This is a genomic window from Corynebacterium pygosceleis (genome assembly GCF_016595275.2).
Classification (GTDB): Bacteria; Actinomycetota; Actinomycetes; order Mycobacteriales; family Mycobacteriaceae; genus Corynebacterium; species Corynebacterium pygosceleis.
Genome location: NZ_JAENIQ020000004.1, coordinates 152,984 through 179,351, shown reverse-complemented (window position 1 = coordinate 179,351; position 26,368 = coordinate 152,984). Strand labels below are relative to the sequence as shown.

Genomic DNA, 26,368 nt, shown 5'->3' with positions numbered 1-26,368 from the left:
GGCCGTGCCTCGGGACACGGGGGCGGGGGAGTGGTGCCGGGAGGTCAGTCCTGCTCCGCCCTGGCGTGGGCGACCATCTCCTCCCACTCGACGATCTTCTTGCGTTCACGGCCCTCGGCCTCGCCGGCCTTCCGCTCGGCGGCGTCCAGGCGGTGCCAGCCCTCCCACGTGGTGTACTCGATGCCCTTGCCGTCGAGGAACCCGAGGACCGCATCCTCGTCCGGGTTGGCGGCGGGCGTCAGGGTGCCGTTCGCCCAGTCGGCGAGCAGCATCTCGGTCGTCTCCTTCGCGTCACCCTTCGTGTTGCCGATCAGCCCCACGGGTCCACGCTTGATCCAGCCGGTGGCGTAGTAACCGGCGATCGGTGCACCGGTCTCCGGATCGAGGACGTGTCCGCCGTCGTTCGGGATGACGTTGCGGACGGTGTCGAAGGGGATGTCGGCGACAGGATCGGAACGGTAACCGACGGCGCGGTACACCGCCTGGACATCCCAGGTGGTGAACGTGCCGGTTCCCCGGACGTTGCCGGTTCCGTCGAGTTCGGTGCGCTCCGTCCGCAGCCCGACGACGTGGCCGTCCTCGCCGATGATCTCGACCGGGGACTCGAAGAAGTGGATGAACAGTTTGTGCGGCGCGCCCTTGGGGTCACGGATCGCGTACTGCTCGATGACGGAGCAGACGAGGTCGGTGGTCTTCGAGTTCCGGCGGGCCTCGATGGACGCCTCGTCGTAGTCGATGTCCTCGGGGTCGACGACGACCTCGATGGTGTCCGAGTGATCGAGCTCCTTCAGCTCCAGCGGCGTGAACTTCGCCTGCGCGGGCCCGCGCCGGCCGAAGACGTGGACCTCGGTGGCCTGATTGTTCTTCAGGCACTCGTAGACGTTGTCCGGGATCTCGGTGACGTGGAGCTCGTCACCGGTCTTCGCCAGGACACGCGCGATGTCGAGTGCGACGTTGCCGACACCGACGACGGCGACGGACTTCGCGGACAGGTCCCACTCGCGGGAGAAATCCGGGTTGCCGTCGTAGAAACCGACGAACTCACCGGCACCGTGGTGTTCGGGGAGATCGGAACCGGGGATGTCGAGGTCCCGGTCGCCCGTCGCGCCGGTGGAGAAGACCACCGCGTCGTAGTACTCCTTCAGCTCCTCGACGGTGACGTCGGTGCCGACGTCGACGTTGCCGAGCAACCGCAGCTCCGGCTTGTCCAGCACCTTGTGCAGAGACATCACGATCCCCTTGATGCGCGGGTGGTCGGGGGCGACTCCGTAGCGGATCAGGCCGAACGGCGCGGGCATGCGCTCGTAGAGGTCGATGGCGACATCGGTGTCGGACTTCATCAGCAGATCGGAGGCGTAGATGCCGGCGGGACCGGCTCCGATCACGGCTACCCGGAGGGGACGAGACATATCAGTGGACATCCTTGGTGAATTTGTCGAGGACAGATGAATAGACAGCTCTGACTACTCTACGTGGTCGGTGCGGATTCATGCCAGGATATCCTTCATCGCCGGCATCGGTGGTGGTCCCGGTCACACATGCCCTCCCCGGAGGCTTCCCGGACCCGGAACACGCCCCTCCGTCACCGGACGCGGGGGGCGACACGGAAGAAGGTGCCGAACCTCACGTGTGATCCCTGCGGGGCTGTGTGCAGGGGTGTTTCCGGGGGAATTTCCCGTGCGGCGTTGTTCCGGTGGTGCCCGGGTGGACGGTAACGGGTGTCCGGGCGGGTTTCCGTGGCTAAACTATGTGGTGAATCACAGACAATGACAGAGGCCAGCCTGTGCCACAGTGCAGGTGCGTTGGCCGCATGACGCGTCACGCTGTGGCCGCATGCGCCCGCGCGACACACAGAAAGGACTCCACGTGACCTCCACCCCCCGCCCGGCGCTCCTCACCACCGCCGGCCGTGACCTCACCGAGATCGACACCACAGCCCTCGCGGAGCGCCTCGGCGTCGAGGCCCGTCCGTTGATCGACGGCGAGGTGACGGTGTCCGCCGTCATCGGTTCGGATCCGCTGGGATCGGGCGCCGCGCTACTCGTCGGCACCGGCAGTGTCACCTTCGACGCCCGCTGTGCGGCGGCACTCGGCGTACCGCTGCTCATCGTCACCGGCGGGGACTCCACCCTGACCGACCTCGCCGTGGCCGAGGCGGAGGCGCACGGCGCGGGTGTCGTCACCCTCTCCGACCCGACCGACGGTTCCGCACTGGACACCGCCGTCTCCGAACTGGGGGAGACCGCCGTCGAGCCCGTGATGAGCCCCGCGCTCTTCGAGCACTGGCTGCTCGGGCAGGCCCGCCGGAAGCGCACCCACATCGTCCTGCCCGAAGGCGAGGACGACCGCATCCTCACCGCCGCCCACCAGCTGCTGGCACAGGACGTCTGTGAACTGACCATCCTCGGCGACGTGGAGGACGTCCGACGTCGCGCCGAGGACCTCGGACTCGACCTCTCCGCCGCACACCTGGTGAACCATCTGACCGACCCGGACGCCGAGGTCTTCGCCGAAGAATTCGCCGAACTGCGCAAGAGCAAGGGCGTCACCCTCGAGCAGGCGCGCGAGACGATGCGCGACATCTCCTACTACGGCACCATGATGATCCACACCGGCCGCGCCGACGGCATGGTCTCCGGCGCCGCACACACCACGGCCCACACCATCAAGCCCTCCCTCCAGATCATCAAGACCGCGCCGGACGTGAGCTTCGTGTCCTCCATCTTCCTCATGGTGCTGCAGGGCAGGCTGTGGTCCTTCGGCGACTGTGCCGTCATGCCCAACCCGACGGCCGCCGAGCTCGGCGAGATCGCCGTCGTCTCCGCCCGCACCGCCGCGCAGTTCGGCATCGACCCGAAGGTCGCCGTCCTGTCCTACTCCACCGGCAGCTCCGGCAGCGGTGAGGACGTGGACCGCGCGACGCAGGCCGTCGCCGCGGCCCGGGAACTCGCCCCCGACGTCGCCGTCGACGGGCCGCTCCAGTTCGACGCCGCCATCGACGCCGGCGTCGCGGAGAAGAAGATGCCCGAATCCGCTGTCGCGGGCCGGGCCAACGTCCTCGTGTTCCCCGACCTCGAGGCCGGGAACATCGCCTACAAGGCCGTCCAGCGCACCGCCGACGCCCTCGCCGTCGGACCCGTGCTCCAGGGACTGAAGAGGCCCGTCAACGACCTTTCCCGTGGTGCCACCGTGCGTGACATCGTCAACACCGTCGCCATCACCGCGATCCAGGCAGGAGCCAAGTAATGTCCGACCTCGCACTCGTCCTCAACTCGGGGTCGTCGTCGATCAAGTTTCAGCTGGTCGATCCGGAGCGCCACGCCACCGACGAGCCCTTCGCCTCCGGCCTGGTCGAGCAGATCGGCGAACCGCAGGGGAAGGTCACCCTGAAGTACGCGGGAGAGACCCACACCACCACCGCGCCGATCCCGGACCACAACGTCGGACTCGACATGGCCTTCGAGCTGATGAACGAACACGGCTGCGGCCCCGCCGAGGTGGACATCACCGCCGTCGGGCACCGCGTCGTCCACGGCGGCATCCTGTTCTCCTCACCGGAGATCATCACCGACGAGATCGTCGGCATGATCCGCGACCTGATTCCGCTCGCACCACTGCACAACCCCGCGAACATCGACGGCATCGAGGTCGCCCGTCGGATCCTCCCCGACGTCCCGCACGTCGCCGTCTTCGACACCGGCTTCTACCACTCGATGCCGCCCGCCGCCGCGCTCTACGCGATCAACAAGGACGTCGCCGCGGAACACGGCATCCGCCGCTACGGTTTCCACGGCACCAGCCACGAGTACGTCTCCCGGCACGTCCCGGAGCTGCTCGGCAGGCCCGCCGCCGAGGTCAACCAGATCACCCTGCACCTGGGTAACGGTGCCTCCGCCACCGCCGTCCGTGGCGGCCGGGCGATCGACACCTCCATGGGCATGACCCCGCTCGCGGGCCTCGTCATGGGTACCCGGTCCGGTGACATCGACCCCGGCATCGTCTTCCACCTGCACCGCTCGGCGGGCATGTCCATCGACGAGATCGACCGCCTGCTCAACCGCGACTCCGGCGTGAAGGGCATCTCCGGGGTCAACGACTTCCGGGCGCTCGGGGAACTCATCGAGGACAACAACGAGGACGCGTTCCTCGCCTACAACGTCTACATCCACCAGCTGCGCCGCTACATCGGCAGCTACATGATCGCCCTCGGGCGGGTCGACGCGATCACGTTCACCGCCGGTGTCGGCGAGAACGCGGCGAACGTCCGCGCGGACGCGATGGCGAACCTCGAGAACTTCGGCATCCGGATCGACTCGGAGCGCAACGCCGAACGCAGCGGCGTCGCCCGCGAGATCTCCACCGACGACTCCCCGGTCAAGGTCTTCGTCATACCGACGAACGAGGAACTGGCCATCGCCCGCTACGCGGTCGAGCTCGCCAACCGCGGTCGCTGAGTCGACAGAGAGAGGGCCCGTCCAGGGGGAACCCGGGCGGGCCCTCTCTCTGTCGGGGGGATGGTGTGTCCTCATGCGGTGAGCGTGTGCAGGTGTGGTGGCGGAGGTTTCGCTCCCGCAGCGCGGCGGGGTGTCCGTTCTGTGCAGGGTGGCACCACCCCGCGTTGGCGGGTATCGTTTTCATCAACGCCCCGACCGGAGATGTCCGGGTGTCACTTCTGCTGCTGTTCACGTGATGTTGGGGAGCTGGATCCCGTGACTTTTACGGTCGGTTAACCCCGGGGTGGTCGACTGGTGGAGTCCTGAAACGACGAGAGGTCCGTAACTTTCCTCAGTTCCGCGATCTCCGACACGGAAAGCCTGACACATGACCCCCAATGAACGCCGCACCCGGAAACGCACGACACGTGCCGTGATGGGTGGATTCCTCACCGCAGCTCTCGCCGTCACGCTCCCCGCCAGCGCCGGGGCGGACACGGAACGCCTCCCCGCCGCTGATAAAGCCCCGGTCACCGGACCCGGTGGACAGTACAACGGCCCGGAGAAGTGCAACCCCGTCGCCGAGGACGGGACGGTCCGCGCACTGAAACCCGGTGAATGCGCCCAGTTCGGAACCGTCGGACAGGAACGGACCGACGCACAGGCGAGAAACGTCATCCTCATCATCGGTGACGGCATGGGCCAACAGGAGATCACCGCCGCCCGCAACTACCTCAAGGGCGCCGCCGGCCGTTTCGAGGGGCTCGACGCCTTCACCTCCACCGGTGCCTACACCCACCATTCCGTGGACCGGGACGGCTCCTTCAACTACGTCACCGACTCCGCCGCATCCGCGACGTCCTGGACGACCGGAATCAAGACCTACAACGGTGCCGTCGGTGTCGACCTGGAACAGAAACCGGTGGAGAATCTGCTGGAGAAGGCCAAGAAGGCCGGAATGCGCACCGGTAACGTCAGCACCTCCGAGATCCAGGACGCCACCCCGGCGGCGCTCGTCGCCCACGCCTTCAACCGGAAGTGCTACGGGCCGCAGGAGGAGGAGAACTCGAAGGCCTGCCAGGGGGAGGCCTTCGCCGCCCAGTACCGGCACAACGGTGGACTCGGCTCCATCTCGGAACAGATCATCGACGCCCGCCCCGACGTCACCCTCGGCGGTGGACTGGAGGCGTTCAACCAGGAGGTCATCCACGAGGGGGAGGGCAAATCACCGTTCCTGCCCACCACGACAACCTGGACCGCCGGGAAAACGGTGCTGGACAACGCCGCCGACAACGGTTTCACCGTCGTCCGCACGGCAGCGGAACTCGACTCCGTCACCGCCGCCGACCAGGACTCCCCGCTGCTCGGGTTGTTCGACGACGGCAACATGAAGACCCGTTACGCACCCTCGAAGGCCACCGCCGACGGTGGGTCCGGACGGCCCCTCGAATGCGAGAAACAGGACACCGAGGGACAGCCGGAACTCGTCGACATGACGACCAAGGCCATCGAGCTCCTCGATGACCCGGACTCCGACAAGGGGTTCCTCCTCCAGGTCGAGTCGGCCTCCATCGACAAACGCTCCCACGCCGCCGACGCCTGCGGCATGATCGGTGAGGTGGAACGTCTCGATGAGACCGTGAAGGCCGCGCTCGATTTCGCGGAGAAGGACGGCAACACGCTCGTCGTCGTCACCGCCGACCACGCGCACTCCACCGAGATCATCTACGACGGCCAGAACTCCGTCGCCGCGACCACGCGCCTGCGCACCGGCGAAGGATCCTCACAGACCATCGCCTACGGCAGCCTCCCGCTGCAGGAGCTGGCGGACAACCCGAAGGCCTCCCAGCAGCACAACGGTTCGCAGCTCCGCGTCGCCGCCCACGGCCCCGGCGAGGAGAACGTGATCGGACAGACCGACCAGACCGACCTCTTCTTCACCGTCGCCAACGCCCTGCGGATCAACGACGTCCCCACCATCGAGGCGTCCGTCCCCACCGAGAAATCCGCCACCACCTACAGGGCCGGAACAGGCGACCGCAACGCACCGGCGGACCCCCTCGCCACCTGCTACAAGGTCGGCGACGACGGTTTCGTCTCCGGCCCGGGCGACTGCGCCCAGTTCGCGAAGGAGGGGCAGGGGCTCGACGACGAGAAGGCGAAGAACCTGATCCTGTTCATCGGCGACGGCATGGGTGACAGTGAGATCACCTCGGCCCGCGACTACCTCCACGGTGCGAACGGCCGGTTGCCCGGAATCGACGCGCTGCCCTATACCGGCTACTACACGACCTTCGCCCTCGATCCCGAGCTCGGTGGCCCCACCTACGTCACGGACTCCGCGGCCTCGGCCACCGGATGGGCCACCGGCACCAAGACCTACAACGGCGGTCTCGGCATCAGGGTCGACGGAACACCGGTGCCCAACATCATCGAACTGGCCAAGGCGAAGGGAATGAAGACCGGCAACGTCACCACGGCCGAGATCCAGGACGCCACCCCGGCTGCCGTCGGCAGCCACGCACTCAACCGCAAGTGCTACGGCCCGGAATACGACAAGAACAACAAGACCTGTCAGGGAGAGGGCTTCGAGAAGCAGTTCCGTGAGTACGGCGGCCTCGGCTCCATCTCCGAACAGCTCATCGACACCCGCGCCGACATCACCCTCGGCGGTGGAGCCAAGTATTTCGGGCAGACCGTCCAGGCCGGCGGCGACTGGGACGGACACACCTGGACCAAGGGTGACTCCGTTCTCGACAACGCCCGCAACCAGGGATTCACCGTCGTCACCTCCGCCGACGAACTCGACGCCGTCAACGAGGCCGACCAGGACGCCCCGGTCCTCGGCCTGTTCGCCGAGGGGAATCTGCCCCGCATCTGGGAACAGACCGTCCCCACCGTCGAACCCGCCGTCGGACAGGGCGTGCGCTGCACCGAGAATCCGGAACGCGGTGACGAGGTGCCCAGCCTCGCGCAGATGACGACCAAGGCACTCGACCTGCTGCGCAACGACAACGGCTTCCTCGTCCAGATCGAGTCCGCCTCCGTCGACAAGGCCAACCACGACGCCGACATCTGCGGTCAGATCGGCGAGGCCCGGGAACTCGACGAGGCGATCCAGGCGGCCCGCGAATGGGTGAAGAAATCGGGCGAACCCACCCTCATCATCACCACCGCCGACCACGCCCACACCTCCCAGATCACCGCGAACGACCGGGCCACCGCCGGACGCACCACCAAGCTCGTCACCGCCGACGGCGACGAGCTGACCGTCAACTACGCGACCGCAAAGTCCAACGACGACGAGGAGGCGCTCGGCTCCCAGACACACACCGGTGCGCAACTCCGCGTCGCGGCCGAAGGCCCCGGTGCCGCCAACGTCGTCGGACAGATCGACCAGACCGACATCCACTACGTCATCACCAACGCCCTCGACCTGGACACCGACGGCGCCGACATCAACCTCGCGGCGCGCTGGGAGGCCACCGAAACCGGAACCCCCGGCGGCGACACCGGTGACACCGCCACGGAGGCACGGGAAACCACCGGAACCCCCACCGGTTCCTCCGCGAAGATGTGGATCGCCCTCGGTTTCCTCGCCCTGGTCATCCTGATCGCCGTCACCGCCTTCATCTCGAGCCGGCGACGCTCCAACGCCCGCGGATAGAAACGGACAGAAAAGGTACAGCATGAACAGGCACCCGGACCGGACCGATGTCCACCACGGTCACCACGACCGTGACGTACCCGTCGACGGTGACCCGCCGTCCGGTCCGGGTTTCCCCGCCCAGATCATCGCCGTACTGTGGCTCCTCACCGGAGCGCTCGTTCTCGCGCTGCTCGCCACGGGACGTATCTCCACCTACATCAGGACCTTCTGGCAGCCCCTGACACTCACCGTGGGGCTGCTGATCACCGGCCTCGCCGTCTCCGTTCTCTGGCTCGGAGCACGCCACGAGAACCGTTCCGGAGGGGAGAAGGCGACGGTGTCACCGATCGCCTGGCTCGTGTTCGTCCCGTTCCTCCTCGTCGTCCTCGGAGCGCCCTCCCCCCTCGGCGCGGCGATGCTCGACAACACCGCCAGCGGCACCGAACGCGACGCGGCACTCGCCGGCAACGGCGGGAGAGTCGCCGCCGCGCGCGGCGGGGTCACCTTCGACCCGCTGTCCGACACCGGCGTCAACGAACTCAACCTCGACGACCTGCACAACCGGTACTCGTACGGTGAACTGGAGGACCTGGCGGGAAAACGGATCAAGGTGCTCGGGTTCATCTCCCACGGCGGGGCCGCCAGCTTCGACGACAGTGACGGGAACTCCTCCACCGACGGCGGCGGGGCGATGGTCAACCGCTACAAGATCTTCTGCTGCGCCGCCGACGCCGTCGCCTACTCCGCGACACTCGCGGGCGGCACAGACCTACCGGAGGACACCTGGGTCGAGGTCGTCGGCACCGTCGACACCGACGCCTCCACCTCGCACCTCGTCCTCACCCCAGAATCGATCACCGAAACCAGCGAACCGAGGATCCCGTACCTGTGAGCACCACACCGACAGACACGGCCGTCGACAGGCGGTTCCGCGTCACCCCCAGACAACTCGCCCTCTGGGAGTTCACCGCACTCGGCCTCGTCGTCGTGCTGTGGACCCAGTTCGGCACCGGCCCCACCAGTGCCGTCGACCCACTCTGGAGCATGGAGGGAAGCGTCGAATCCTGGGCCGCGATCACCGTGGCCGTCGCGATCCAGGCGCTCCCCTTCCTCGTGCTCGGCGTGACGGTCTCCGCCGTCATCGCCGCCTTCGCACCACCCGGATTCCTGCAACGCATCACCCCCCGGAACAGTTTTCTCGCCGTCCCCGTCGCCGAAACGGTCGCGATCGCACTGCCCGGCTGCGAATGCGCCTCCGTGCCCGTCGCCCAGTCCTTCATGCGCAACGGGGTGTCCAGGGCCGCGGCCCTCGTGTTCATGCTCGCGTCCCCGGCACTCAATCCGGTGGTCATCGTCTCCACGGCGGTGGCGTTCAACGCACTGCCCGAGATGGCGTGGGCCCGGTTCATCGCCTCCTTCCTCGCGGTGCTCATCGCGGGATGGCTGTGGATCATCCTCGGCCGCGACGACGAGATCCGGGTCACCGCCCCGGACGGTGCCGGTTTCGGCGGCTGCGCCGACGACCACTGCACACACGGCGAGACCGGGTCCGGGAAGCGGAGCTGGCGGTGGCGCACGTTCCAGATGACCGCACTCCACGACCTCACGCAGGCCGGGGGATTCCTCGTGCTGGGTGCGATGGTCGCCGCGCTGATCAAGGTCACGGTCCCCGCCTCCTGGTTCGCCGACATCTCGCAGACCCCGCTGCTCGCCGTCCTCGTCATGGTCGGACTGGCGATCGTCCTGTCCCTCTGCTCCGAGGCGGACGCCTTCGTCTCCGCGTCCTTCACCGCCGTCTCGCCGACCGCCCAGCTCGCGTTCCTCGTCGTCGGCCCCATGGTGGACATCAAACTGATCTCGATGCAGGCCGGCGCGTTCGGCACACGGTTCGTCGTCCGCTTCGTGCCGATCGTCCTGCTGTGCGGTCTACTGTCCGCCGTCGCGGTGGGGACGGTCATCTTCGGGGTTCTGTAGAAAGAACCGGCAATCAAAGAAGAGAAAGCAACTGCTGTGGAGTCGGGAACGGAATCTAACGCGATACCTCTTCCACGGTGATGATCAACATGAAGCAAGGGTCCTGGAACCACTCTGTTCTGACTGGTTTCAGGACCCTTGCTTCATGTTCTGACGAATCGCGGGGAGTGATCTCCTTTAGCCCGAAAGAGAGGGCTCCGAACCTCTATCTCCGGGGCGGTGAAGGAGTCAGATTGTTTTCCTGCGTGAGAGCAGGAAACCTCCGAGGATTAGCGCGATCATTCCGATGATGAAGAGAGTGATGGTGTTCGCTCCCGTCTGGGCGAGAACGTCCTTTTCGTTGGCTCGCGTTTCTCGGGTTGAGTCTTGCTCACCTATGGGTGGTTCGTTGTCCGGGAGGGCCTGTGCGCTGGTGGACTGTCGCACGGGATTTCTGTTTGGTGAACTCAGTTTCGACGAACCGAGAGCGTGTGAAGGTGATGCTCCCAAAGAGTCCGGGACTCCGATGAGCGGAATCAAGGGAGTCAGCGGGACGAGAGGAAGCAGCGCGCACATCCAACCGCACGATGCCGAAGACATTCCCAGGATGCCGTGGGCCGCCGGCGTGATGGCGTTGGCGATGTCGCTGTCGGTTAGAGTTTGTCCTTCAATCCAGTCCTTTCCTTCGGCGGTTACGACGCGTTGTCCGTCTCTGGGGGCGGGAAGGGCGGTGACGGAGGCCCTGTCACGGTGCTTCATGCCCGGGGCTGTCATCGATAGGGTACCGGTGCACCTCATTGAGTCGCCGATGCCGAGCTCGTTGTCTTCGGGGCAGGTCAGATCGGTGACAGTGTCGTTGCCGAGGACTGTCTCATCGGTGACGACGACGTCGGTCAGGTCGACAGTGCCCGTGTTGGTGACGATGATGGTGACGGGTCTGGTGTCGCCGACGGCGAATGTGACGGGTTTCTGGTCGTCGTCGGTTTGCCTGGTGTCCTTTGCAGATGCACCGGCGTTGGCGTCGTGGCCGTCGATGTACTTCACCAGCTTAATGTCAGGGACGGATGCGTCCAGCTTCTTGATGAATCCGAAATCAAGAGAGAAGTCCCGTTCTCCTACTCTGGTCAGTGTGTTCGAGTTGGCGGTCCAGGTGCTGGAGTCAGTGTGCAAGTTCCCTTTTCCGGTGAGTGTCGGAGTATACATTGCGAGAATCGCTCGCGTCTGGTCGTCATCTAGATCGATGGAAACGGTGTAAGCCCGTCCGACTTCTCCATCTGTCGAGTACGGAAGGCCAGTGAACAAATAGTGGCCGCTCGCATCTGTACGGTCGATATTCTTCTTCACCTCGGAGTAGTCGTGATTTCTATAATCTCTGGTGACACGGGTTCCGTCACTATTCTGGATCTTCAGTTTAACTCCCGGAATGGGGAGATCTTCCGAATCCTGGATTCCGTTTTCGTTGACATCGTGGAAAACATAGTTTCCTACTGAAACAGATTTCTCATCGCCGATTCCGGATCCGCCACTTGCGCCGCGGTCGATGAACGCATTGAGTATGTCTGACTTGTCTGCAGGCTCTCCATTATTATTGATTCCGAAAGTGTGGGAGCTATTGTCGAGGTACCGGGTATTTTCGCTTTCCGGAAGAACTTCACCCGAGTATGAAATCGACAGGGATTCATTCTTTAGCAGGTAGCTGCCATCATCGAGGGGATTGAAGCGCAGGGAAAATCCATCTGCGTTGCAGTAGTTCAGAGTCCATCGGGAGCGATCGATGGGGACGTAAATACCTGCATCATCATCCACTGTGGAGATTACAGAGATTTCATCACAAACCGGGGCCCAGTTGTTTCCGGCATTATCAATGACGGTGACGGGTCTCTTAATGTCCTCTTTGGCGGTTCCCAGGTAGACAACCCATCCGGGTTGTTCACCGAGTAGATACCCGACCTTTGTTCCGTGCTGCAGCTCTCCTCCGGGGCCGGAGGCGGGTGCGATCCAATGTGCAGGAAGATGTGACTTTCCTCTACAGCTGGAAAACGGGAGTGAGTAGTCTGTGTCGCTTGCTGGAAGGTCGCTCCAGACGGTCCATGTGACAGTGAACCATGTGCTACCCCTCAGGCTGGAGTGGGTTTCCGCATAATCAGTCAGGGTGAAAGTTGCTTCATTGGTGCCTGAGTTCCAGGTGCCGGTGGCGATGACTTCAGTCTGATCTTCCGCAAGAATAGAAAGCTCGGAGCCGCGTACGGGCTTAATTTCTTTTGGTAGCGATACTACGAAACTATCGCCTACATTGACTGGATCTTTGAGGGACCAATCGAACTGGATATCGGCGGTCGAATCGTGAGTGCCGTTGAGCTTCTTGTTTTCGCCTTCTTTCCATTGCCAATGTATTTCGTCAACGATGCAGCTCTCGGCGGCGGCCGCCGGCGGTGTTATGCTGGGTGGGGCTGCTGCTGCGACGCCGCAGGCCAGTGACAGGGACAGTAGCGTCCCGGCTGTGCGCCCGTGGTTCCTCTTGAATCCTCTGATTATTTGGGACATTTCTGCGCCTTTCAAGATGGGTTCGTACCGCTCCATGGCCAAGTTTGTTGCGGACGTGTTAAATACGTATCCTCAGGGTTTCCTGGGTAAGGGGCTGAGTTGAAGATATACTGTACTTTTGACGTTGCAAAAAACTACAAAAGGGGAACGTAGAATACCCCCACTCTAGGTAAGAATACGACCAGATGCGGCACATTTAACGGGGCTTCACAATTGAGTTTTTCTGGCGTTCGGGTGTCTGTCTTGGATGGCGTATATCGGTTGGGGTAATGAGTGTTCACCCGTCGTGGACATTGTGGGACGGGGTCCGAGACTGGCCGCTGGGCTGATTCCATTGTTGAAAACCTGACTCAAGTATCTTTAATGCTATATGTAGTTTTTTTAATTAGGGGCCTGATGCTTGGTGGGATGTGCGGGTCGGGGAGGTCGGACTGGAGAGGTCTGGGTTGATCTGTGGAAGGGCTTTGGGTTCGCTGATTTCCGGTCATCGATGGTGGTGAATCTGATTTCTTACGTCCTTATCGTCAGGGTGATTGTCAAGTTGGCGGTCAGGTGATTTGAGCTCCTAGGTGTCCCGGGCAGCCTCGGACACGTCTGTCGTTGAGGGCGCACCATGAGGTGCGTACATCGCACATTCGTCGGTGGACTCCGCGGTCGAGGCCCCGGAATCCCCGAGGTTGTTCGTGGCATTCCGGCGGCCATGCATGACCTCGTGCGGCTGGATGCCGTCGACAGGTTTCAACCTCGTCGTCACTTCGGGGGACATCCCCGACACCGCGATGTTCGTCGAGAACGCCGACATATCGAGCGACCGCGGACAACGCTGTTGCGAGATCGGGCTGAGGTGGCAAACATTGCTTGGGATAATTCGGTTGGTATACGGCGCGGAGCGCCACAGCATCTCCGGATTCGAGACGCACGCAACCAATGCCTGGTCATCACCACTATCAGGAGTCCACGTGGTCAAGCCGTTGCGGAGGTTTGATGCCCCGTGCCGACAGGGGCGGTGGCGGTCTCGCCCGGTCTTTCTGGAACTAGAAGGGCCCGGTGGGAAGATGCTGCGGAGGTGAGACTCCGTATGACGACGATCGTGGGCACCACTCTGAAAAGTCGCAATGTGCGCGGTCAGAACCAGGTCGCCGGGCGTACCGCGTTCGCCATGTCCACGAGGGTGTAGCGGTGGCGGGCGGACGGGGCCATCCGGGCCTGACTGCGCAGGGTGTCGGCGAGTGCCGCGCGCAGACCCCGCTGGGAGAACGGGAACCCGAACAGGGCGTTGGAACTGGCGGAACAGTCGAGGCCGGTGGACCGCAGCCAGTTCAGTCCGGCGCTGATGACCCCGATCCTGATCTGGAGGAGACGGGGTTCGTTGGTGGGGATCTCCTCCAGCCGGCGCGCGGCACGGCGGATCCGTGACTCGGTGAGTGTCTCCGGTTCCCCGGAGACGAGCAGCAGGATCGTGGTCAGCTTCGCCATCCGCTGGTGCCGAGACGCCTGCGGAACCCTGTCGAGGGCGCTCACGGCCAGTTCCACCTGATTCTCCGCCATGAGCTGCCGGGCCATCCCGAAGGCGGAAGACACGGTGGTGGGGTTCGTCGCCCACACCAGTGCGTAGAGACGCATGGAGTGGAAACGGAGGGCGACGGGGGCGGACGTCAGGTGGGACCAGCTCTCCCCGAGGGTGGACAGCACATCCATGTGGAGCGCCGCCTCGGTTCCCGCCGAGTGCGCCGCCGTGTGGATGGCGTCCTGGTCCAGCAGGGGCTGATGCGTGTAACCCATCTGCTGCAGGAGCATCTCGTCGACCGCGGCGAGGGCGAGTTTGGGGGCGGCCTCACCGGGGACGATGTTGAGGACGTTGTTGAAGTGGTCCTGGGCGGCCATGTAGTCGTCGAGGAGCAGGTCGGTGACCCCCGAGTACCACTGGTGCCGCCAGTCCAGCCCGAGGCGTTCGGACAGGGAATCGAGCCACTGCTTCGCCTCGAGAGTGTACCCCAGATCGAGGAGCGCCCGCACCACCCCGAGGGGAATCTCGGTGGACGCCGAGTACTCCTCCGTCTGCATCGCCTGCCGCATGGTCTCCAGGGCCTCGAGCGGTTCGGCGTACGACGATCCGGAGAGCAGGCCCGCGCCGACGTCACTCCGGTCGATGAGGGGGACGGGGAGCGCGGCGACGACCTCCGGGGCGGTGATCCGGACCTCCCGTTCGATGCCGTCGATGAGCTGGTCGGTGCGGAAGACCTGGTGTTTGGTGCCGAAGGTCGTACGCTGCGGGGAGAACAGGGAGTGCTGGGCGGGGAACTGTTTCCCGTCGCGGATCGCCAGGATCTCCCGCAGCACCCCGTAGAGCTGCGTCGACAACTCGGTGACGTCCCGGAACCTGCGGTTCGGGTCCTCGTGGGTGGCGCGGAGGAGCAGCCGGTAGAACGACAGGTGCCGGCGAAGTACGGGTTCTCCGGCGGGGGAGGGGATGCCGGGGCCGTAGGCGCCGTCGACGACGGGCAGTCTGCAGGTCATCGCGGCGAGGGTGCGCCCGATGGTGTAGATGTCGCTGGCGACGCTGGGCCCCTCGGTGGGAACCTCCGGTGCCTGGAAACCACGGGTCCCGTAGATGAACCCGAACGCCCCGATTCCGCTGACCGCACCGAGGTCGATGAGTTTGACCTGGTCCTCGGTGACGATGATGTTGTCCGGTTTGAGGTCGTTGTAGACCACGCCCCGGGAATGCAGGTAGTCGAGGGCGGGGAGGATCTCGAGGATGTAGCCGATGGCGAGTGCGACGTCGAAGACGCCCTCGGGTTGCCTGCGACGACGGTCCCGGAGGGAGGGGCCGCCGACGTACTCCATGACGATGAAACTGGTGTCCGTGCGGGGATCGTCGATGAAGTTGAAGATCTTCACGATACCGGGGTGGGTGATGTCGGCGAGGAACTCACGTTCGGCCTCGGCGACGGAACGGTGCCGGTTCTCCGGATCGGAGATCATGCCCTTGAGCACCACCCACCGTCCGGACACGTTGCGGTCCTGCGCCAGATACACCCACCCCATTCCGCCGTGGGCGAGAACACCGGCCACCTCGTACTGCCCGGCGACCATGTCCCCGGGGGACAGCGACGGAGGTTCGACGCCCCCGGCCACGTCCTCCGCCGGATCCATGAGCGCCTGGAGGGGATCGCGGAGACGGATGAACGGCAGCTGCACCATCCCGTCGGCGACGAACCTGCCCCTGCGCGTCGACGACCGCCGCTCCCGGAACGTCGACAGCGCCTGCTGGCGGGAGCGGGTTCCCGCGTCCTCGGTGGGCGACGGCCCGGGGGCCGTGGCCGTCGCGGTGTCGACCGGGCCGGGTGCCGGTGCCGTACCGGTGACGGCCTCGTCACGCATGCTCCCCAGATCATCGAGGAGCGCGTGGATCGTGTCGTCGTCCTCGTCATCCTCGAAGGGGTTGTAGGGGACGGCTTCGGTGCCCATCTCGTACTCGGCCATCGTTATCCCTCATCCTCCTGTTGTTCGTCCCGCCCCGGTTCCGGCCGGTAGTCGAGCGGCGGTGGCCCCACGGTGGACTGGTACGGACCGAGCCACCGGTCGTACAGATCCCACCAGGTTCCGTCACGACGGACCCTCTCGATGGTGGAGTTAACCTGCCGGATCAGCCCGTCCGTGTCGTGGCGGTGCCCCGGGGAGGCGATGCCCACACCGTACTGCTCCTCACCGAGGGACGGGCCGACGATCTGCGTGTAGGGGTCCTGTCCCGCGATACCGGAGAGGATCGCGTCGTCGGAGATGATCGCGTCAGCCTGGTACTGCTGGACGGCGACGAGACAGTCGGCCCAGTTCCGGACCAGGAGGAGATTCGCGTCGGGGACGAGCAACCTGGTCCGCTCGGCGGCCGTCGAACCGTTGGTGACGCAGACCGTACGGCCCGCGAGATCATCCAGCGACGAGATGTTCGACGACTCCATCGCGAGCATCCGGGTCCGGGCGGTGAAGTACGGGGTCGAGAACGCGATCTGATCCTGCCTGCTGCGGGTGATCGTCATGGAACGCACCACGATGTCCACCGTCCCCGCCTCCAGAGCCAGGACCCGGTCCGCGGAATCGACGAAACGGAAATCCACCTTCGACGGATCACCGAAGATGTCCCGGGCGATCTCCCGCGCGAGGTCGATCTCGAAGCCCTCCAGCTCACCGGTCGTCGCGTCCCGGAAACTCAGGAGGTTCTGCGACTGGTCCACCCCGACGATCAACCGGCCCCGGGCCAGTATCCCCGGGACCCGCTCCTCCACGGTCCCGTCCCCCGGACGCAGGGAACCCAGCAACCCGTCGACCAGGAAAGGCCTACCGGGAGTCGCCCCCGCCTCCTCGGTCAGCGCGCCGGGCGGCAACGGCAGAGCGGAATCCGTGGCGGAGATCCAGGCGGGTCGGGTCTCCGGGGTCTCGTTTTCCGCGCAGGAGACGGTGGTGAGCGCCGCCGTCAGGAGCGCGGTCGCTGAGAACAGGTGACGGTGACGCATCACAGGTACTCCTGGAGCCGGGGGCGGATACCCGCCACCGTCGCGGCCATCGCCGCGAGGCTGAGCAGGAGCACCATCGACGACACCAGGGTCGTCGCCTTCAACCCGTCCGCGATGTAACTGCGCAGTGACGCCCGGGCGTCGTCGATGAGGGAGGACAGGGCGGAATCGAGCGAATCGAAGGCACTCGCCGCCGTCCCGTCACCGGGGGACCGCTCCACACCGCGGACCCCGAGAGCCGTCTCCAACGCCTCCGGGTAGTTCCCGCCCGCCTGGTCGTCGATGAGAGTGGAATGCGCGGCACGCCAGTACACCAGCGACTGGCGTGCGATATCCGCGTTCGCGGAATTCACGTCCGTCTCACTCAACACGGAATCCTCGTAGGTGTCGAGGGCCTGCTCGATGGTGCGGGTCGCGGACGTGAAACCCGTCTCCCCGCCCGTGGTCTGCCGCCGCACCAGCGCCAGGGTCTCCTCCGTCCGTGCCTTCTGCGCCGCGATCCGCGCGGTGGTCAGCGACTCCAGGGGGCGCGAAGCCTCCTCGAAACCCCTCGTACCGGCGTTCCAGGTGACGAGATTCGCGCCACCGACCCACAACAGGGCGGTGGTCATCAGCACCGTCGCGGTCACGAACCCCTTGTTCAACCAACGCCGGGTCCGGACCGCCAGCCACCGCTGGCCGAGCAGCAGCAGGAGGATCGCCGCAGCCAGCCCCGACAGCGGGATCCACTGCGGTTGGGTGAGCCGGGACTGCTGTTGACGGACCTCCTCCGAGGTCAGCTCGAACAGCTCCGCGGCGGCGGGGAGGATCTCCGTGCGCATGAGCGCCGACGCCTCCGCCAGATACGCCGCACCCACGGGATTACCGACCCGGTTGTTCGTCCGCGCGGTCTCGACGAGCCCCGTGTAGACCGGGAGCTGCCGCTGGATCCGGGAGATCAACTGGCCGGACCTGCTGTCCAGGTCCGCGACCCCAGCCGCCGCCCGGGACGCCGCGATACTCGCCCGCCGGACCGAATCGTTGTACGTCTGCCGGGTCTGCGGCGACTCCACCCCCGCCTGCGCGAATCCGGTCGTCGCCGTCGTGTCCGCCACAGACAGTGAGGTGTACAGGTTGTGTGCCGCGTAGGACGTCGGCTCCGTGGTGGTGATGAGCGTTCCGAGGGCTTCCTTCCGCGCCGCCGACGACTGGGACATGGAGAAACCCGCGGCGAAGATCGCGACCGTGATGATGAGCGTCATCGCGGTCATCTTCCCGGGGGAGGTGCGGAGGAAACCGAACGTCCTGCGCATCCAGTTCAGCGGCTGCCCGAACGTGTCCTGCACGAAAGCGAACAGCGGGTGCCGGTGACGCTGCCGGTCCAGTCCACTGACCCGGTCCAACCAGTGGTCCTGGGTGTCCTCCGGGGTCACGGTGGACTGGGTTGCGCCGGTCATTTCACAAGAATAACCGACCTCCGCGGGTTTCACTGCCGCTGTGCTGATACGCTCCACCGGCCACCCCCGGAGGTGACGGCGGGACTACTGTTGGGGGCTATGAAAGGTGACGGAAACGGTTGGTCCGCAGGCCCCCGGGGGACACGCTGCTGGGGTATCCACGGCGCCGCCGGACTACTCCTCGTCGTGGACGGAACCGACACCCCCGGCGGGGTCGGACACCACCCACCGCGCATCCTCATGCAGCACAGGGCCGGATGGACCGCTGACGGAGACACCTGGGCGTTGCCCGGCGGCGCACGCGACTCCCACGAAACCGCCACCGAGGCGGCACTCCGGGAAACCGAGGAGGAGTGCGCCATCGACACCGACCGTGTCGAGGTCCTCGGTGAGCTGGTCACCGCAGGCCCGCACGACGCCGACCCGGAACGCCCGGAACTCCCCGGCGGCTGGACCTACACCACCGTCATCGCCCGGGTGGGGCAGATCCTGCCGACACGCGCCAACCGCGAATCCGTGGAACTACGGTGGGTGGACCTCGACGACGTCACCGACCTGAACCTGATGCCCGCCTTCGCCGCCTCCTGGACACGACTGCGCGGCGAACTCCACCGACTCACGGGAGCGGACCTGTGAAAACCATCGACGACGCACGCCTCTACCTCGTGACCGACGCACGGTTCCGCGCCGACGGAACCTCCGGGCTCATCGAACTCGCCGAGAACGCCTGCTCCGCCGGAGTCGACATCATCCAGCTCCGGCAGAAGAACCCCCGCATCGAGGCCGCCCGGGAACTCGAACTCCTCGTCGCACTCCGCGAGGTCTGCGACTGGCACGGCACCCTCCTCGCGGTGAACGACCGGGCCGACATCGCCCACGCCGCCCGCGCCGACGTCCTCCACCTCGGCCAGCGGGACATCCCCGTCGCCGTGGCCCGTGACATCGTCGGACCCGACGTCATCATCGGCCGGTCCTGCCACGACCCGCGCCAGGTCGACGCCGCCATCGCGGACCCCGGGGTCGACTACTTCTGCACCGGCCCGGTGTGGGCGACCCCCACCAAACCCGGCCGCGCGGCGACGGGCCTCGACCTGGTCCGGTACGCGGCGGACACCGGAACAACCAAACCCTTCTTCGCGATCGGCGGCATAGACCCCGACAACGCCGCCGAGGTCACCGCGGCCGGTGCACGGCGACTCGTGGTCGTCCGCGCCATCGCCGACGCCGACGACCCCGCAGCCGCGACCCGCGCACTCGCAACGGTGGTGGACAGGAGTTGACCACCGTGGACGGCACCCCCGTCAGCATCATCGGCGGATCCGTCATCGGACTGGCCTGCGCCTTCCGACTGGCCCACGCCGGAGCCGACGTCACCCTGTACGCACCCGCCGCAAGCCCCCGCGACGGGGCAGGATGGGTCGCCGGCGGCATGCTCGGCGGACTCACCGAAGCCTGGCCGGGGGAGGAGACGATGCTCCACCTCGGCGTCGCGTCCCTCGACTCCTGGGAAAAACTCCTCGCCGACCTCGCCGACGGAGGCGCCGACGACATCGTCACCGGAACCGGCACGATCCTCACCGGCGCGGACGACGCCGACGCCACCGACATCGAGCGAACCCTCGGATTCGTGGAATCGCACCACCCCGGGCGCCTCCGCCGCATCAGCCGCCGCGAGATGCGCCAACTCGAGCCCGCACTACGCCGCGGACTGCGCGCCGGAATCCTGTGCCCGGAGGAACACGCCGTCGACAACCGCGTCCTGCTCCATCGACTGACCGAGGCCTGCGCACGGCTCGGCGTCCGACGCGTGGAACAGACGGTCACCGACCCGGACTCCGTCCCCGGTGAGCGTGTCGTCGTCGCGGCGGGTGCCGGTGCCCGCGAACTGCTCGGGCTCGACATCCGTGAGGTGAAGGGCGAGGTCGTGCGCCTGCGCCGGCAACCCGGATCACAACCGGCCCCGTCCCGCACGATCCGCGCCCGCGTCCACGGCCGACCCCTCTACCTCGTGCCCCGGGCCTGGGGCGTGGCCGTCGGCGCCACCGAATACGAGCACGGTCACGACACCGAACCCACGGCGGGAGGCGTCCGGCAGCTGCTCGACGACGCGGCACTCGTCTTCCCCGGAATCGACGACTACGTCTTCGACGAGGTCATCGCCGGGCTGCGGCCCTACAGCCCCGACAACGTCCCGGTCATCGGCCCCGTCGGCGACGGCCGCGTCATCGCCGCCTGCGGACACGGCCGCAACGGGATCCTGCTCTCCGCCGTCACCGCCGACGCCGTCCTCGCCGAGGTCCACGGCACACCACTCGACATCACCCGGCTCACCCGGCCGGACCGACCCACCCTCTAGGAGCACCACATGAGTCAGTTCACCGAACACAACCCCGGCGGTGAAGGCCCGAGAACCGTCACCGTCAACGGGCGGACCCGCGAGCTCGGACCGGAGACCACCGTCCGCCAGCTCGTCCGCGAACGCTCCGAGACCGACCGCGGTTTCGCCGTCGCCGTCAACGGACTCGTCGTGCCCGCCGCACGCTGGGACGAGACCGTCGGACAGCTGGACGCGGCGCAGATCGACATCTTCACCGCCGTCCAGGGAGGGTAGACGTGTCGGAGCCACTGGTCATCGCCGGAAAGACGCTCACCTCACGTCTCATCATGGGCACCGGCGGGGCGGCCAACCAGCAGATCCTCCGCGAGGCACTCGTGGCCTCCGGCACGGCGATGACCACCGTCGCCATGCGCCGCGTCGACGCCGGCGGACACACCGGACTACTCGCCCTGCTCGACGACCTGGGCATCACCGTCCTGCCGAACACCGCGGGCTGCCGCACCGCCGACGAAGCCGTCCTCACCGCCAGACTCGCCCGGGAGGCACTGGACACCAACTGGATCAAACTCGAGGTCATCGCCGACGACCGGACCCTCCTGCCCGACGGCGTGGAACTCCTCGACGCCGCCGAACAACTCGTCGACGACGGCTTCGTCGTGCTGCCCTACACCAACGACGACCCCGTCCTCTGCCGCCAGCTCGAGGAGGCCGGCTGCGCCGCCGTGATGCCGCTCGCCGCACCCATCGGAACCGGACTGGGAATCCGCAACGAACACAACCTGGAGATGATCACCGCAGCGGCCGGCGTGCCCGTGATCTGCGACGCCGGCATCGGCACCGCCTCCGACGCCGCCCGGGCCATGGAACTCGGCTGCGCCGCCGTCCTGCTCGCCACAGCGGTCACCCGCGCCGACGATCCCGTCACCATGGCGCGCGCCATGAAACTCGCCGTCGAATCGGGACATCTGGCACGCACCGCGGGACGCATTCCGAAACGATTCTGGTCGCAGGCGTCCTCGCCGACCGGATCGCCAGTCTGACGGTCCCGACACGATTCCGAATGCCGGTGTTCGACCGCCGGCGGGTGTCCGTGCCCTGCGCCCGAGGGGGTTGGGCCGGGACAAAAAGACCCGCCACGGGCGGATGCTCGCCGGTCGGACCGTGGGAATCCTCGCGGCAGGATGTGTCGATGACGCGTACATGTCGATGGAACGTGTCGAAATTCCGGGGTTTTTTCGACACGTTCCGGTTTTGTTCGTTTCAACGTTCCCATTTCCCCGATGGTCGCCCCGCTGTCCGGGACAACTGACACTTGCCCGCAGTACAGGTGATATGTAGGTTAGGGGTGCCTAAAAGGCGGGTTGGCGACAGTGTCCCCATGGAGGCTCCATGAAGGCCCCGTGAAGGACAGGTGAAGGTATGTCCACGTCAATCCATCGACGACAGGAAGGACAGATCATGAAACGGCTGGTTTCCGGTTCTTCGAGGGGGATCCTGGCGGCACTGCTGACCGCAGGGCTCGTGCTATCCGGCTGCGCGAAAGGGGACGGAGAACCCGGGGGCGAATCCACGCGGAGTTCAACGACCTCCGCTGCCTCGAAAGCGTCGGGGGAACAGAGCACGGATGCTCCGGTTGTCGCGGAAGTCGCCGAGGCGTCCAATGACAGGGTCGCGGCCGCTGGTTTCGGTGACGTCGACACCCTGCTCGCACTCGGCATCGTTCCGGTGACGGTGGCCCCGTGGGGACAGCCCGGTGACACCGGTGAGAAAGGCGTCGGCCCCTGGGCGCTGGAGGCGCTGGGGGACAATGACCCGGCCAAGATCATGGGGACCGCCTCCGGATTCACCGGTCAGATAGTTGAACAGATCGCGGCCACCGATCCGACCAAGATCATCGCCGTCAACGCCGCAGTGGATGAGCAGGCCAGGAAGGATCTGGAGGCCATCGCCCCACTCGCCACGCACTCCGATGAGTATCAGGACTGGTCCGTTCCGTGGCAGGAACAGATCCGGGACATCGCCGCTGCCGTGGGCATGAGCGACCGTGGCGAGGAACTGATCGAGGAATCCGAGCAGTCGTTCACCGATTTCGCGAGTGCGCACCCCGAGCTCTCGGACAAAACCGTCGCGGTCGTGTTCCCGCTCAAAGGTGAGATGCGGGTTTACACGGAGGACCACAACCGTGGACGCTTCATCTCCAGGCTGGGATTCAGGATGCCGGAGGAGCTGACGGAGCAGGCCGGTGATTCCTTCTACGTCGCCGTCTCCCCGGAGAACTACAACACCCTGAGTGCCGCAGACTACGTCTACGTCCTCGACTACCAGGGCAGCACCGACCAGCTGAAGAATGATCCGGCGTTCTCTTCGATAGACGCGGTCCGTGAAGGGCGTGTCCGCTACATCGATGAGGACACGGCGAACGCGATGAGCATGATGAACCCGTTGACCATCCCCTGGGCGGTCGACCGGATCGAGGAACAGCTGTAGGGCGGTATCCCCTGATCTCTGACGGTGTCGTGTTCCACTCCGGTGCACGGCACCGTCTTTCCGTTCAGGAGACCCGCCCGCGGGCGATCACCAGCGGAGTGCCGTCGGAGGGATCACTGATCACGTCGGCATCCAACGCGTAGGCACCGCGGAGGGTCTCCGCACGGATGGACTCGTGCGGCGGACCCGAGACCATGCACCGTCCGTCCTTCATCAGGACGACGTTGTCCGAGAAGCGTGCCGCGAGATTCAGATCGTGCAGGACGAGCACGACCGTCCTTCCCTCCTCGACGGCGAGATGCCGGGCCAGCTGGAGCACCTCGACGGCGTGCGCGGGATCGAGGTAGGTCGTCGGTTCATCCAGCAACAGGAACGGCGTGTCCTGTGCGAGCGTCATGGCGATCCAGGCGCGCTGCCGCTGCCCTCCGGAAAGACTCCCGATGTCCTTTTCGGAGAGATCGCGGACGCAGGTCAGGTTCATCGCCCTGTCGACGACCTCCCTGTCTGTCTCGGACAGACCCCGCCACCGGGACCGGTACGGGTGTCGACCTCTGGCGACGAGTTCCCCGACCGTCAGACCCGGGGGTGCGGAAGGGGACTGGGGAAGGAGCGATATCAACTGGGCGGCTCTTCGGTTGCTCATGGCGTGGAGGTCTTCGCCCCTCAACCGGACCCATCCACGGGTCGGGGTGATCAGCCGGGCCATCGTCTTGAGCAGGGTCGATTTTCCGCAGCCGTTGGGACCGATGAGCGTCGTTACCGTTCCGGGACCGGCGTTGACGGAGACACCCCGGATCACGGTCCCGTTCTTCCCGTATCCGGCGTCGAGGGAGTGGACGTCCAGTGACGTGGATTCCGGATCTGTCATCTCTGAAAACTCCTCAGTTCTTCCGCGGATCGTGGGATTGCGTACGCCCCATCCGTACGACGAGCATGGTCAGAGCGACTCCGCCGAGCGCCGAGGTCAGTGTCCCCACGGGTACCGGTGCAGGGAGGAGATTGACGGAGACCGCACACAGGGTCATCATTGCCGCGCCCACGGAGGCTGAGGCGTAGGGCGGTGGGGTGGGGGCACCCGCCAGAATTCTGGCCAGTTGGGGCGCCACCAGGGCGACAAACCCGATCGGGCCGGTGACCGAAACGCAGACGGCCGCGAGTCCGGTGGCGGCGATGATCATCATTGAACGTACGACAGCGGCATCCACGCCCAGCACTGTCGCGGTGACGTCACCGTGGATGAGTATCGGGAGATCCCGGGAGAAATACATCCCGATCAGGAGGAAGGGCAGCGCCCCCAGGAAAAGCGGGGTGAGGGCGGGCTCCCTCACGAGTCCGGTCGACCCCGCCAACCAGGTCTGGGCGTCAGCGGTCTCCCTCAGGTCGGTGCGACTCAGCATGAATCGGACAGCCTGGTGGCTGAACAGGGAGATCCCGACACCCGTCAATACCAGGCGGGTTCCGTTGGCGGAGCCGGAAAGGACCCACAGCAGAACGATGACCGTCAGCGCACCCAGAGCGGCGAGTATGAACCGCCACCAGAACACCGACATGGAGGCGTGGTTTTGCACGGGAAGAAAGATCGTTCCGGCGACGACGGCGACGGCGGCTCCACCTGAGATTCCCATGACATCCGGTGACGCCAGAGGGTTTCTGACGGCGGTCTGCGTCCAGGCCCCGGCGGTGCCGAGCAGTGCGCCGGTCGTCACCGTCGCAACCGCGATCGGTAGCCGCAGCTCCCACACGACCGTGATCTGGGTCCGGGTTCCGCCACCTGTGAGTACCTCAATCAACTCCGGCACCGTGAAGGAGACCGGCCCCGTGGCGAGGAGCAGGGCATAGCCGATGAACGCGACGACCGCTGCGCAGATGATCACACGGAGAGAGCGCCTCCGCCGGTGAGTTCCCTCCCAGATCTCCACTTTCACAGCGTCTCGAGCTTTCCCCGGCGGATGACGGCGATGAGCAGCGGCGCTCCGATGAACGCGAGAATGACCGAGAACTCGACCTCCCCGGGCCGCAGAAGAACACGGCCCGCCATGTCCGCTCCAAGTGTGAGCAGGGCCCCGACTAACGCCGCGACCGGCAGGCACACCGTCAGGGAGGGGCCGACCAGCGAACGGGCGATGTGTGGACCGGCGAGACCGACGAAGGCGACCGGGCCGACCGCCACGGTGGCCCCGGCGCACAGTACGACTATCGCTGTTGCCGCCAGGAGCCGGGTTCTGCGGGGATCTGAACCGAGGGTGGTGCTGACGCCGTCCCCCATGGCGATCAGATCCATCGGACGTGCCACCTGTGCCGTGATGAGTAGCCCGACCACGAGCCCCACGGAGAGCACACCGAGATCCCCGCCGGTTGTTCCCGACGTCGATCCGATGGTCCAGTGCCGGAGAATCTCCAGCGTCCGGCTGGTCTGGAGCGCCAGGATCGTGGTGAGTGCCGAGAGTGACGCAGAGACACCGGTGCCGACAAGTATCAGGGCCAGGTTGTCGTCCGCGTTGCGGACGAGAAACAGAGTCAGGGCAGCTGCCGCCGTCGCACCGAGAATCGCGAGAAGAAGCCTTACCGTCGATGAATCGACCCCCAGTGTCGCACCGAGGGCCACCGCGAACGCCGCCCCGAAAGTGATGCCGATGATGCCCGGATCGGCGAGTGGATTTCTCGTCCAGGTCTGGGCCAGTCCACCCGCCACCGCCAGGGCGACTCCGCATGCCGTGGCGGCCAGTGTCCGGGGTATCCGGTAGCTCCACAGAATCGTGTGCAGGGAGGGATCGGCGGGAGTTCCACCCAGTGAGTGGAGCACGGTGGTGAAACCGGTGGGACGTGCCCCGATGAAGATGGACAGAACTGTCGCTGCAATGGTGGCCAGGGCGAGCACTGCCACGGTGGGCGGGGCGTGGAATCGCTGCGGCATAGGGTAACCATACCTAATCGGCTGTCACGCCGTTGTCCGGGTACGGCATCTCACGGCTGCCGTGAAGTAGGTGAAAAAGGTGGGTGGCGGCGATGTGTTC

Annotated in this window: 19 protein-coding genes; 11 read left to right on the top strand and 8 right to left on the bottom strand. The window is 65.8% G+C overall.

Annotation, left to right across the window (positions count from 1 at the left end):
* Positions 1–44 precede the first annotated feature (44 nt).
* Positions 45–1,409, bottom strand: coding sequence for an FAD-dependent oxidoreductase (locus tag JIM94_RS09465; RefSeq protein ID WP_200253640.1), 1,365 nt, complete (start codon positions 1,407–1,409; stop codon positions 45–47).
* A gap of 424 nt (positions 1,410–1,833) precedes the next feature.
* Here JIM94_RS09465 and pta point away from each other — a divergent pair, with 424 nt between their 5' ends.
* From pta to JIM94_RS09440, 5 genes are all read left to right on the top strand, one after another.
* A complete protein-coding gene (gene pta, locus JIM94_RS09460) occupies positions 1,834–3,246 on the top strand; it encodes a phosphate acetyltransferase (protein WP_200253638.1) in 1,413 nt (470 codons plus the stop codon).
* Positions 3,246–4,454 (top strand): acetate kinase, encoded by a 1,209-nt coding sequence (locus JIM94_RS09455; RefSeq protein WP_200253636.1) that lies wholly within the window; start codon positions 3,246–3,248, stop codon positions 4,452–4,454. The genes pta and JIM94_RS09455 overlap by 1 nt, the downstream gene beginning before the upstream one ends.
* A gap of 367 nt (positions 4,455–4,821) precedes the next feature.
* Positions 4,822–8,100 carry an alkaline phosphatase gene (gene phoA, locus JIM94_RS09450; RefSeq protein WP_234039615.1) on the top strand — a complete coding sequence of 1,093 codons (3,279 nt, stop codon included), beginning with the start codon at positions 4,822–4,824 and terminating at the stop codon, positions 8,098–8,100.
* A 22-nt stretch (positions 8,101–8,122) separates the two neighbouring features.
* Positions 8,123–8,974, top strand: coding sequence for a TIGR03943 family putative permease subunit (locus JIM94_RS09445; RefSeq protein WP_200253634.1), 852 nt, complete (start codon positions 8,123–8,125; stop codon positions 8,972–8,974).
* Entirely contained in the window at positions 8,971–10,056 is a 1,086-nt protein-coding gene (locus tag JIM94_RS09440; protein WP_248086046.1) for a permease, read from the top strand. The genes JIM94_RS09445 and JIM94_RS09440 overlap by 4 nt, the downstream gene beginning before the upstream one ends.
* Positions 10,057–10,284: 228 nt before the next feature.
* On the opposite strand, the gene JIM94_RS09435 is transcribed toward JIM94_RS09440, so the two are convergent.
* The 4 genes from JIM94_RS09435 to JIM94_RS09420 all read right to left on the bottom strand — a co-directional run bounded on the left by JIM94_RS09435 (position 10,285) and on the right by JIM94_RS09420 (position 18,529).
* Positions 10,285–12,615: an Ig-like domain-containing protein gene (locus tag JIM94_RS09435; protein WP_200253631.1), complete on the bottom strand. Its 2,331-nt coding sequence runs from the start codon at positions 12,613–12,615 to the stop codon at positions 10,285–10,287.
* 1,089 nt (positions 12,616–13,704) lie between these two features.
* Complete coding sequence (locus JIM94_RS09430; RefSeq protein WP_200253629.1) at positions 13,705–16,065, bottom strand: serine/threonine protein kinase; 2,361 nt, start codon at positions 16,063–16,065, stop codon at positions 13,705–13,707.
* A 2-nt stretch (positions 16,066–16,067) separates the two neighbouring features.
* On the bottom strand, positions 16,068–17,093 hold the full coding sequence (locus JIM94_RS09425) for a glutamate ABC transporter substrate-binding protein (RefSeq protein WP_200253627.1): 1,026 nt from the start codon (positions 17,091–17,093) through the stop codon (positions 16,068–16,070).
* Complete coding sequence (locus JIM94_RS09420; RefSeq protein WP_200253625.1) at positions 17,093–18,529, bottom strand: hypothetical protein; 1,437 nt, start codon at positions 18,527–18,529, stop codon at positions 17,093–17,095. Before JIM94_RS09420 ends, JIM94_RS09425 begins: the two co-directional genes overlap by 1 nt.
* A 99-nt stretch (positions 18,530–18,628) precedes the next feature.
* On the opposite strand from JIM94_RS09420, the gene JIM94_RS09415 reads away from it, so the two are divergent.
* The 6 genes from JIM94_RS09415 (at position 18,629) to JIM94_RS09390 (ending at position 23,354) form a co-directional block, all read left to right on the top strand.
* The gene (locus JIM94_RS09415) at positions 18,629–19,165 is read left to right on the top strand and encodes an NUDIX hydrolase (RefSeq protein ID WP_200253623.1); all 537 of its coding nucleotides are present in this window, start codon (positions 18,629–18,631) and stop codon (positions 19,163–19,165) included.
* Positions 19,162–19,809, top strand: coding sequence for a thiamine phosphate synthase (gene thiE, locus JIM94_RS09410; RefSeq protein WP_200253621.1), 648 nt, complete (start codon positions 19,162–19,164; stop codon positions 19,807–19,809). Before JIM94_RS09415 ends, thiE begins: the two co-directional genes overlap by 4 nt.
* Positions 19,810–19,814: 5 nt before the next feature.
* Entirely contained in the window at positions 19,815–20,885 is a 1,071-nt protein-coding gene (thiO, locus tag JIM94_RS09405; protein WP_248086048.1) for a glycine oxidase ThiO, read from the top strand.
* A gap of 9 nt (positions 20,886–20,894) precedes the next feature.
* Positions 20,895–21,140, top strand: a complete 246-nt coding sequence (gene thiS, locus JIM94_RS09400; protein ID WP_200253617.1) for a sulfur carrier protein ThiS — start codon at positions 20,895–20,897, stop codon at positions 21,138–21,140.
* A 2-nt stretch (positions 21,141–21,142) separates the two neighbouring features.
* Positions 21,143–21,907, top strand: a complete 765-nt coding sequence (gene thiG / locus JIM94_RS09395; RefSeq protein WP_200253615.1) for a thiazole synthase — start codon at positions 21,143–21,145, stop codon at positions 21,905–21,907.
* A gap of 418 nt (positions 21,908–22,325) precedes the next feature.
* Positions 22,326–23,354 carry an iron-siderophore ABC transporter substrate-binding protein gene (locus JIM94_RS09390; protein ID WP_200253613.1) on the top strand — a complete coding sequence of 343 codons (1,029 nt, stop codon included), beginning with the start codon at positions 22,326–22,328 and terminating at the stop codon, positions 23,352–23,354.
* A gap of 64 nt (positions 23,355–23,418) precedes the next feature.
* Here the strand turns inward: JIM94_RS09390 and JIM94_RS09385 are convergent, their stop codons facing one another.
* From JIM94_RS09385 to JIM94_RS09375, 3 genes are read right to left on the bottom strand one after another with little or no spacing between them, the layout of a single operon-like run.
* Positions 23,419–24,222 carry an ABC transporter ATP-binding protein gene (locus JIM94_RS09385; RefSeq protein WP_200253611.1) on the bottom strand — a complete coding sequence of 268 codons (804 nt, stop codon included), beginning with the start codon at positions 24,220–24,222 and terminating at the stop codon, positions 23,419–23,421.
* 13 nt (positions 24,223–24,235) lie between these two features.
* Positions 24,236–25,228: a FecCD family ABC transporter permease gene (locus JIM94_RS09380; protein ID WP_248086050.1), complete on the bottom strand. Its 993-nt coding sequence runs from the start codon at positions 25,226–25,228 to the stop codon at positions 24,236–24,238.
* A gap of 47 nt (positions 25,229–25,275) precedes the next feature.
* Positions 25,276–26,268 (bottom strand): FecCD family ABC transporter permease, encoded by a 993-nt coding sequence (locus JIM94_RS09375; RefSeq protein WP_200253607.1) that lies wholly within the window; start codon positions 26,266–26,268, stop codon positions 25,276–25,278.
* Positions 26,269–26,368: the final 100 nt, after the last annotated feature.

Excerpts from the sequence above, each read along its gene's own strand:
- JIM94_RS09465 (WP_200253640.1), bottom strand. The coding sequence starts at position 1,409 with ATGTCTCGTCCCCTCCGGGTAGCCGTGATCGGAGCCGGTCCCGCCGGC.
- JIM94_RS09415 (WP_200253623.1), top strand. The coding sequence starts at position 18,629 with ATGAAAGGTGACGGAAACGGTTGGTCCGCAGGCCCCCGGGGGACACGC.
- JIM94_RS09385 (WP_200253611.1), bottom strand. The coding sequence starts at position 24,222 with ATGACAGATCCGGAATCCACGTCACTGGACGTCCACTCCCTCGACGCC.
- JIM94_RS09420 (WP_200253625.1), bottom strand. The coding sequence starts at position 18,529 with ATGACCGGCGCAACCCAGTCCACCGTGACCCCGGAGGACACCCAGGAC.
- thiS (WP_200253617.1), top strand. The coding sequence starts at position 20,895 with ATGAGTCAGTTCACCGAACACAACCCCGGCGGTGAAGGCCCGAGAACC.
- JIM94_RS09445 (WP_200253634.1), top strand. The coding sequence starts at position 8,123 with ATGAACAGGCACCCGGACCGGACCGATGTCCACCACGGTCACCACGAC.
- phoA (WP_234039615.1), top strand. The coding sequence starts at position 4,822 with ATGACCCCCAATGAACGCCGCACCCGGAAACGCACGACACGTGCCGTG.
- JIM94_RS09375 (WP_200253607.1), bottom strand. The coding sequence starts at position 26,268 with ATGCCGCAGCGATTCCACGCCCCGCCCACCGTGGCAGTGCTCGCCCTG.
- JIM94_RS09435 (WP_200253631.1), bottom strand. The coding sequence starts at position 12,615 with ATGGAGCGGTACGAACCCATCTTGAAAGGCGCAGAAATGTCCCAAATA.
- pta (WP_200253638.1), top strand. The coding sequence starts at position 1,834 with ATGCGCCCGCGCGACACACAGAAAGGACTCCACGTGACCTCCACCCCC.
- JIM94_RS09390 (WP_200253613.1), top strand. The coding sequence starts at position 22,326 with ATGAAACGGCTGGTTTCCGGTTCTTCGAGGGGGATCCTGGCGGCACTG.
- JIM94_RS09430 (WP_200253629.1), bottom strand. The coding sequence starts at position 16,065 with ATGGCCGAGTACGAGATGGGCACCGAAGCCGTCCCCTACAACCCCTTC.
- JIM94_RS09455 (WP_200253636.1), top strand. The coding sequence starts at position 3,246 with ATGTCCGACCTCGCACTCGTCCTCAACTCGGGGTCGTCGTCGATCAAG.
- JIM94_RS09425 (WP_200253627.1), bottom strand. The coding sequence starts at position 17,093 with ATGCGTCACCGTCACCTGTTCTCAGCGACCGCGCTCCTGACGGCGGCG.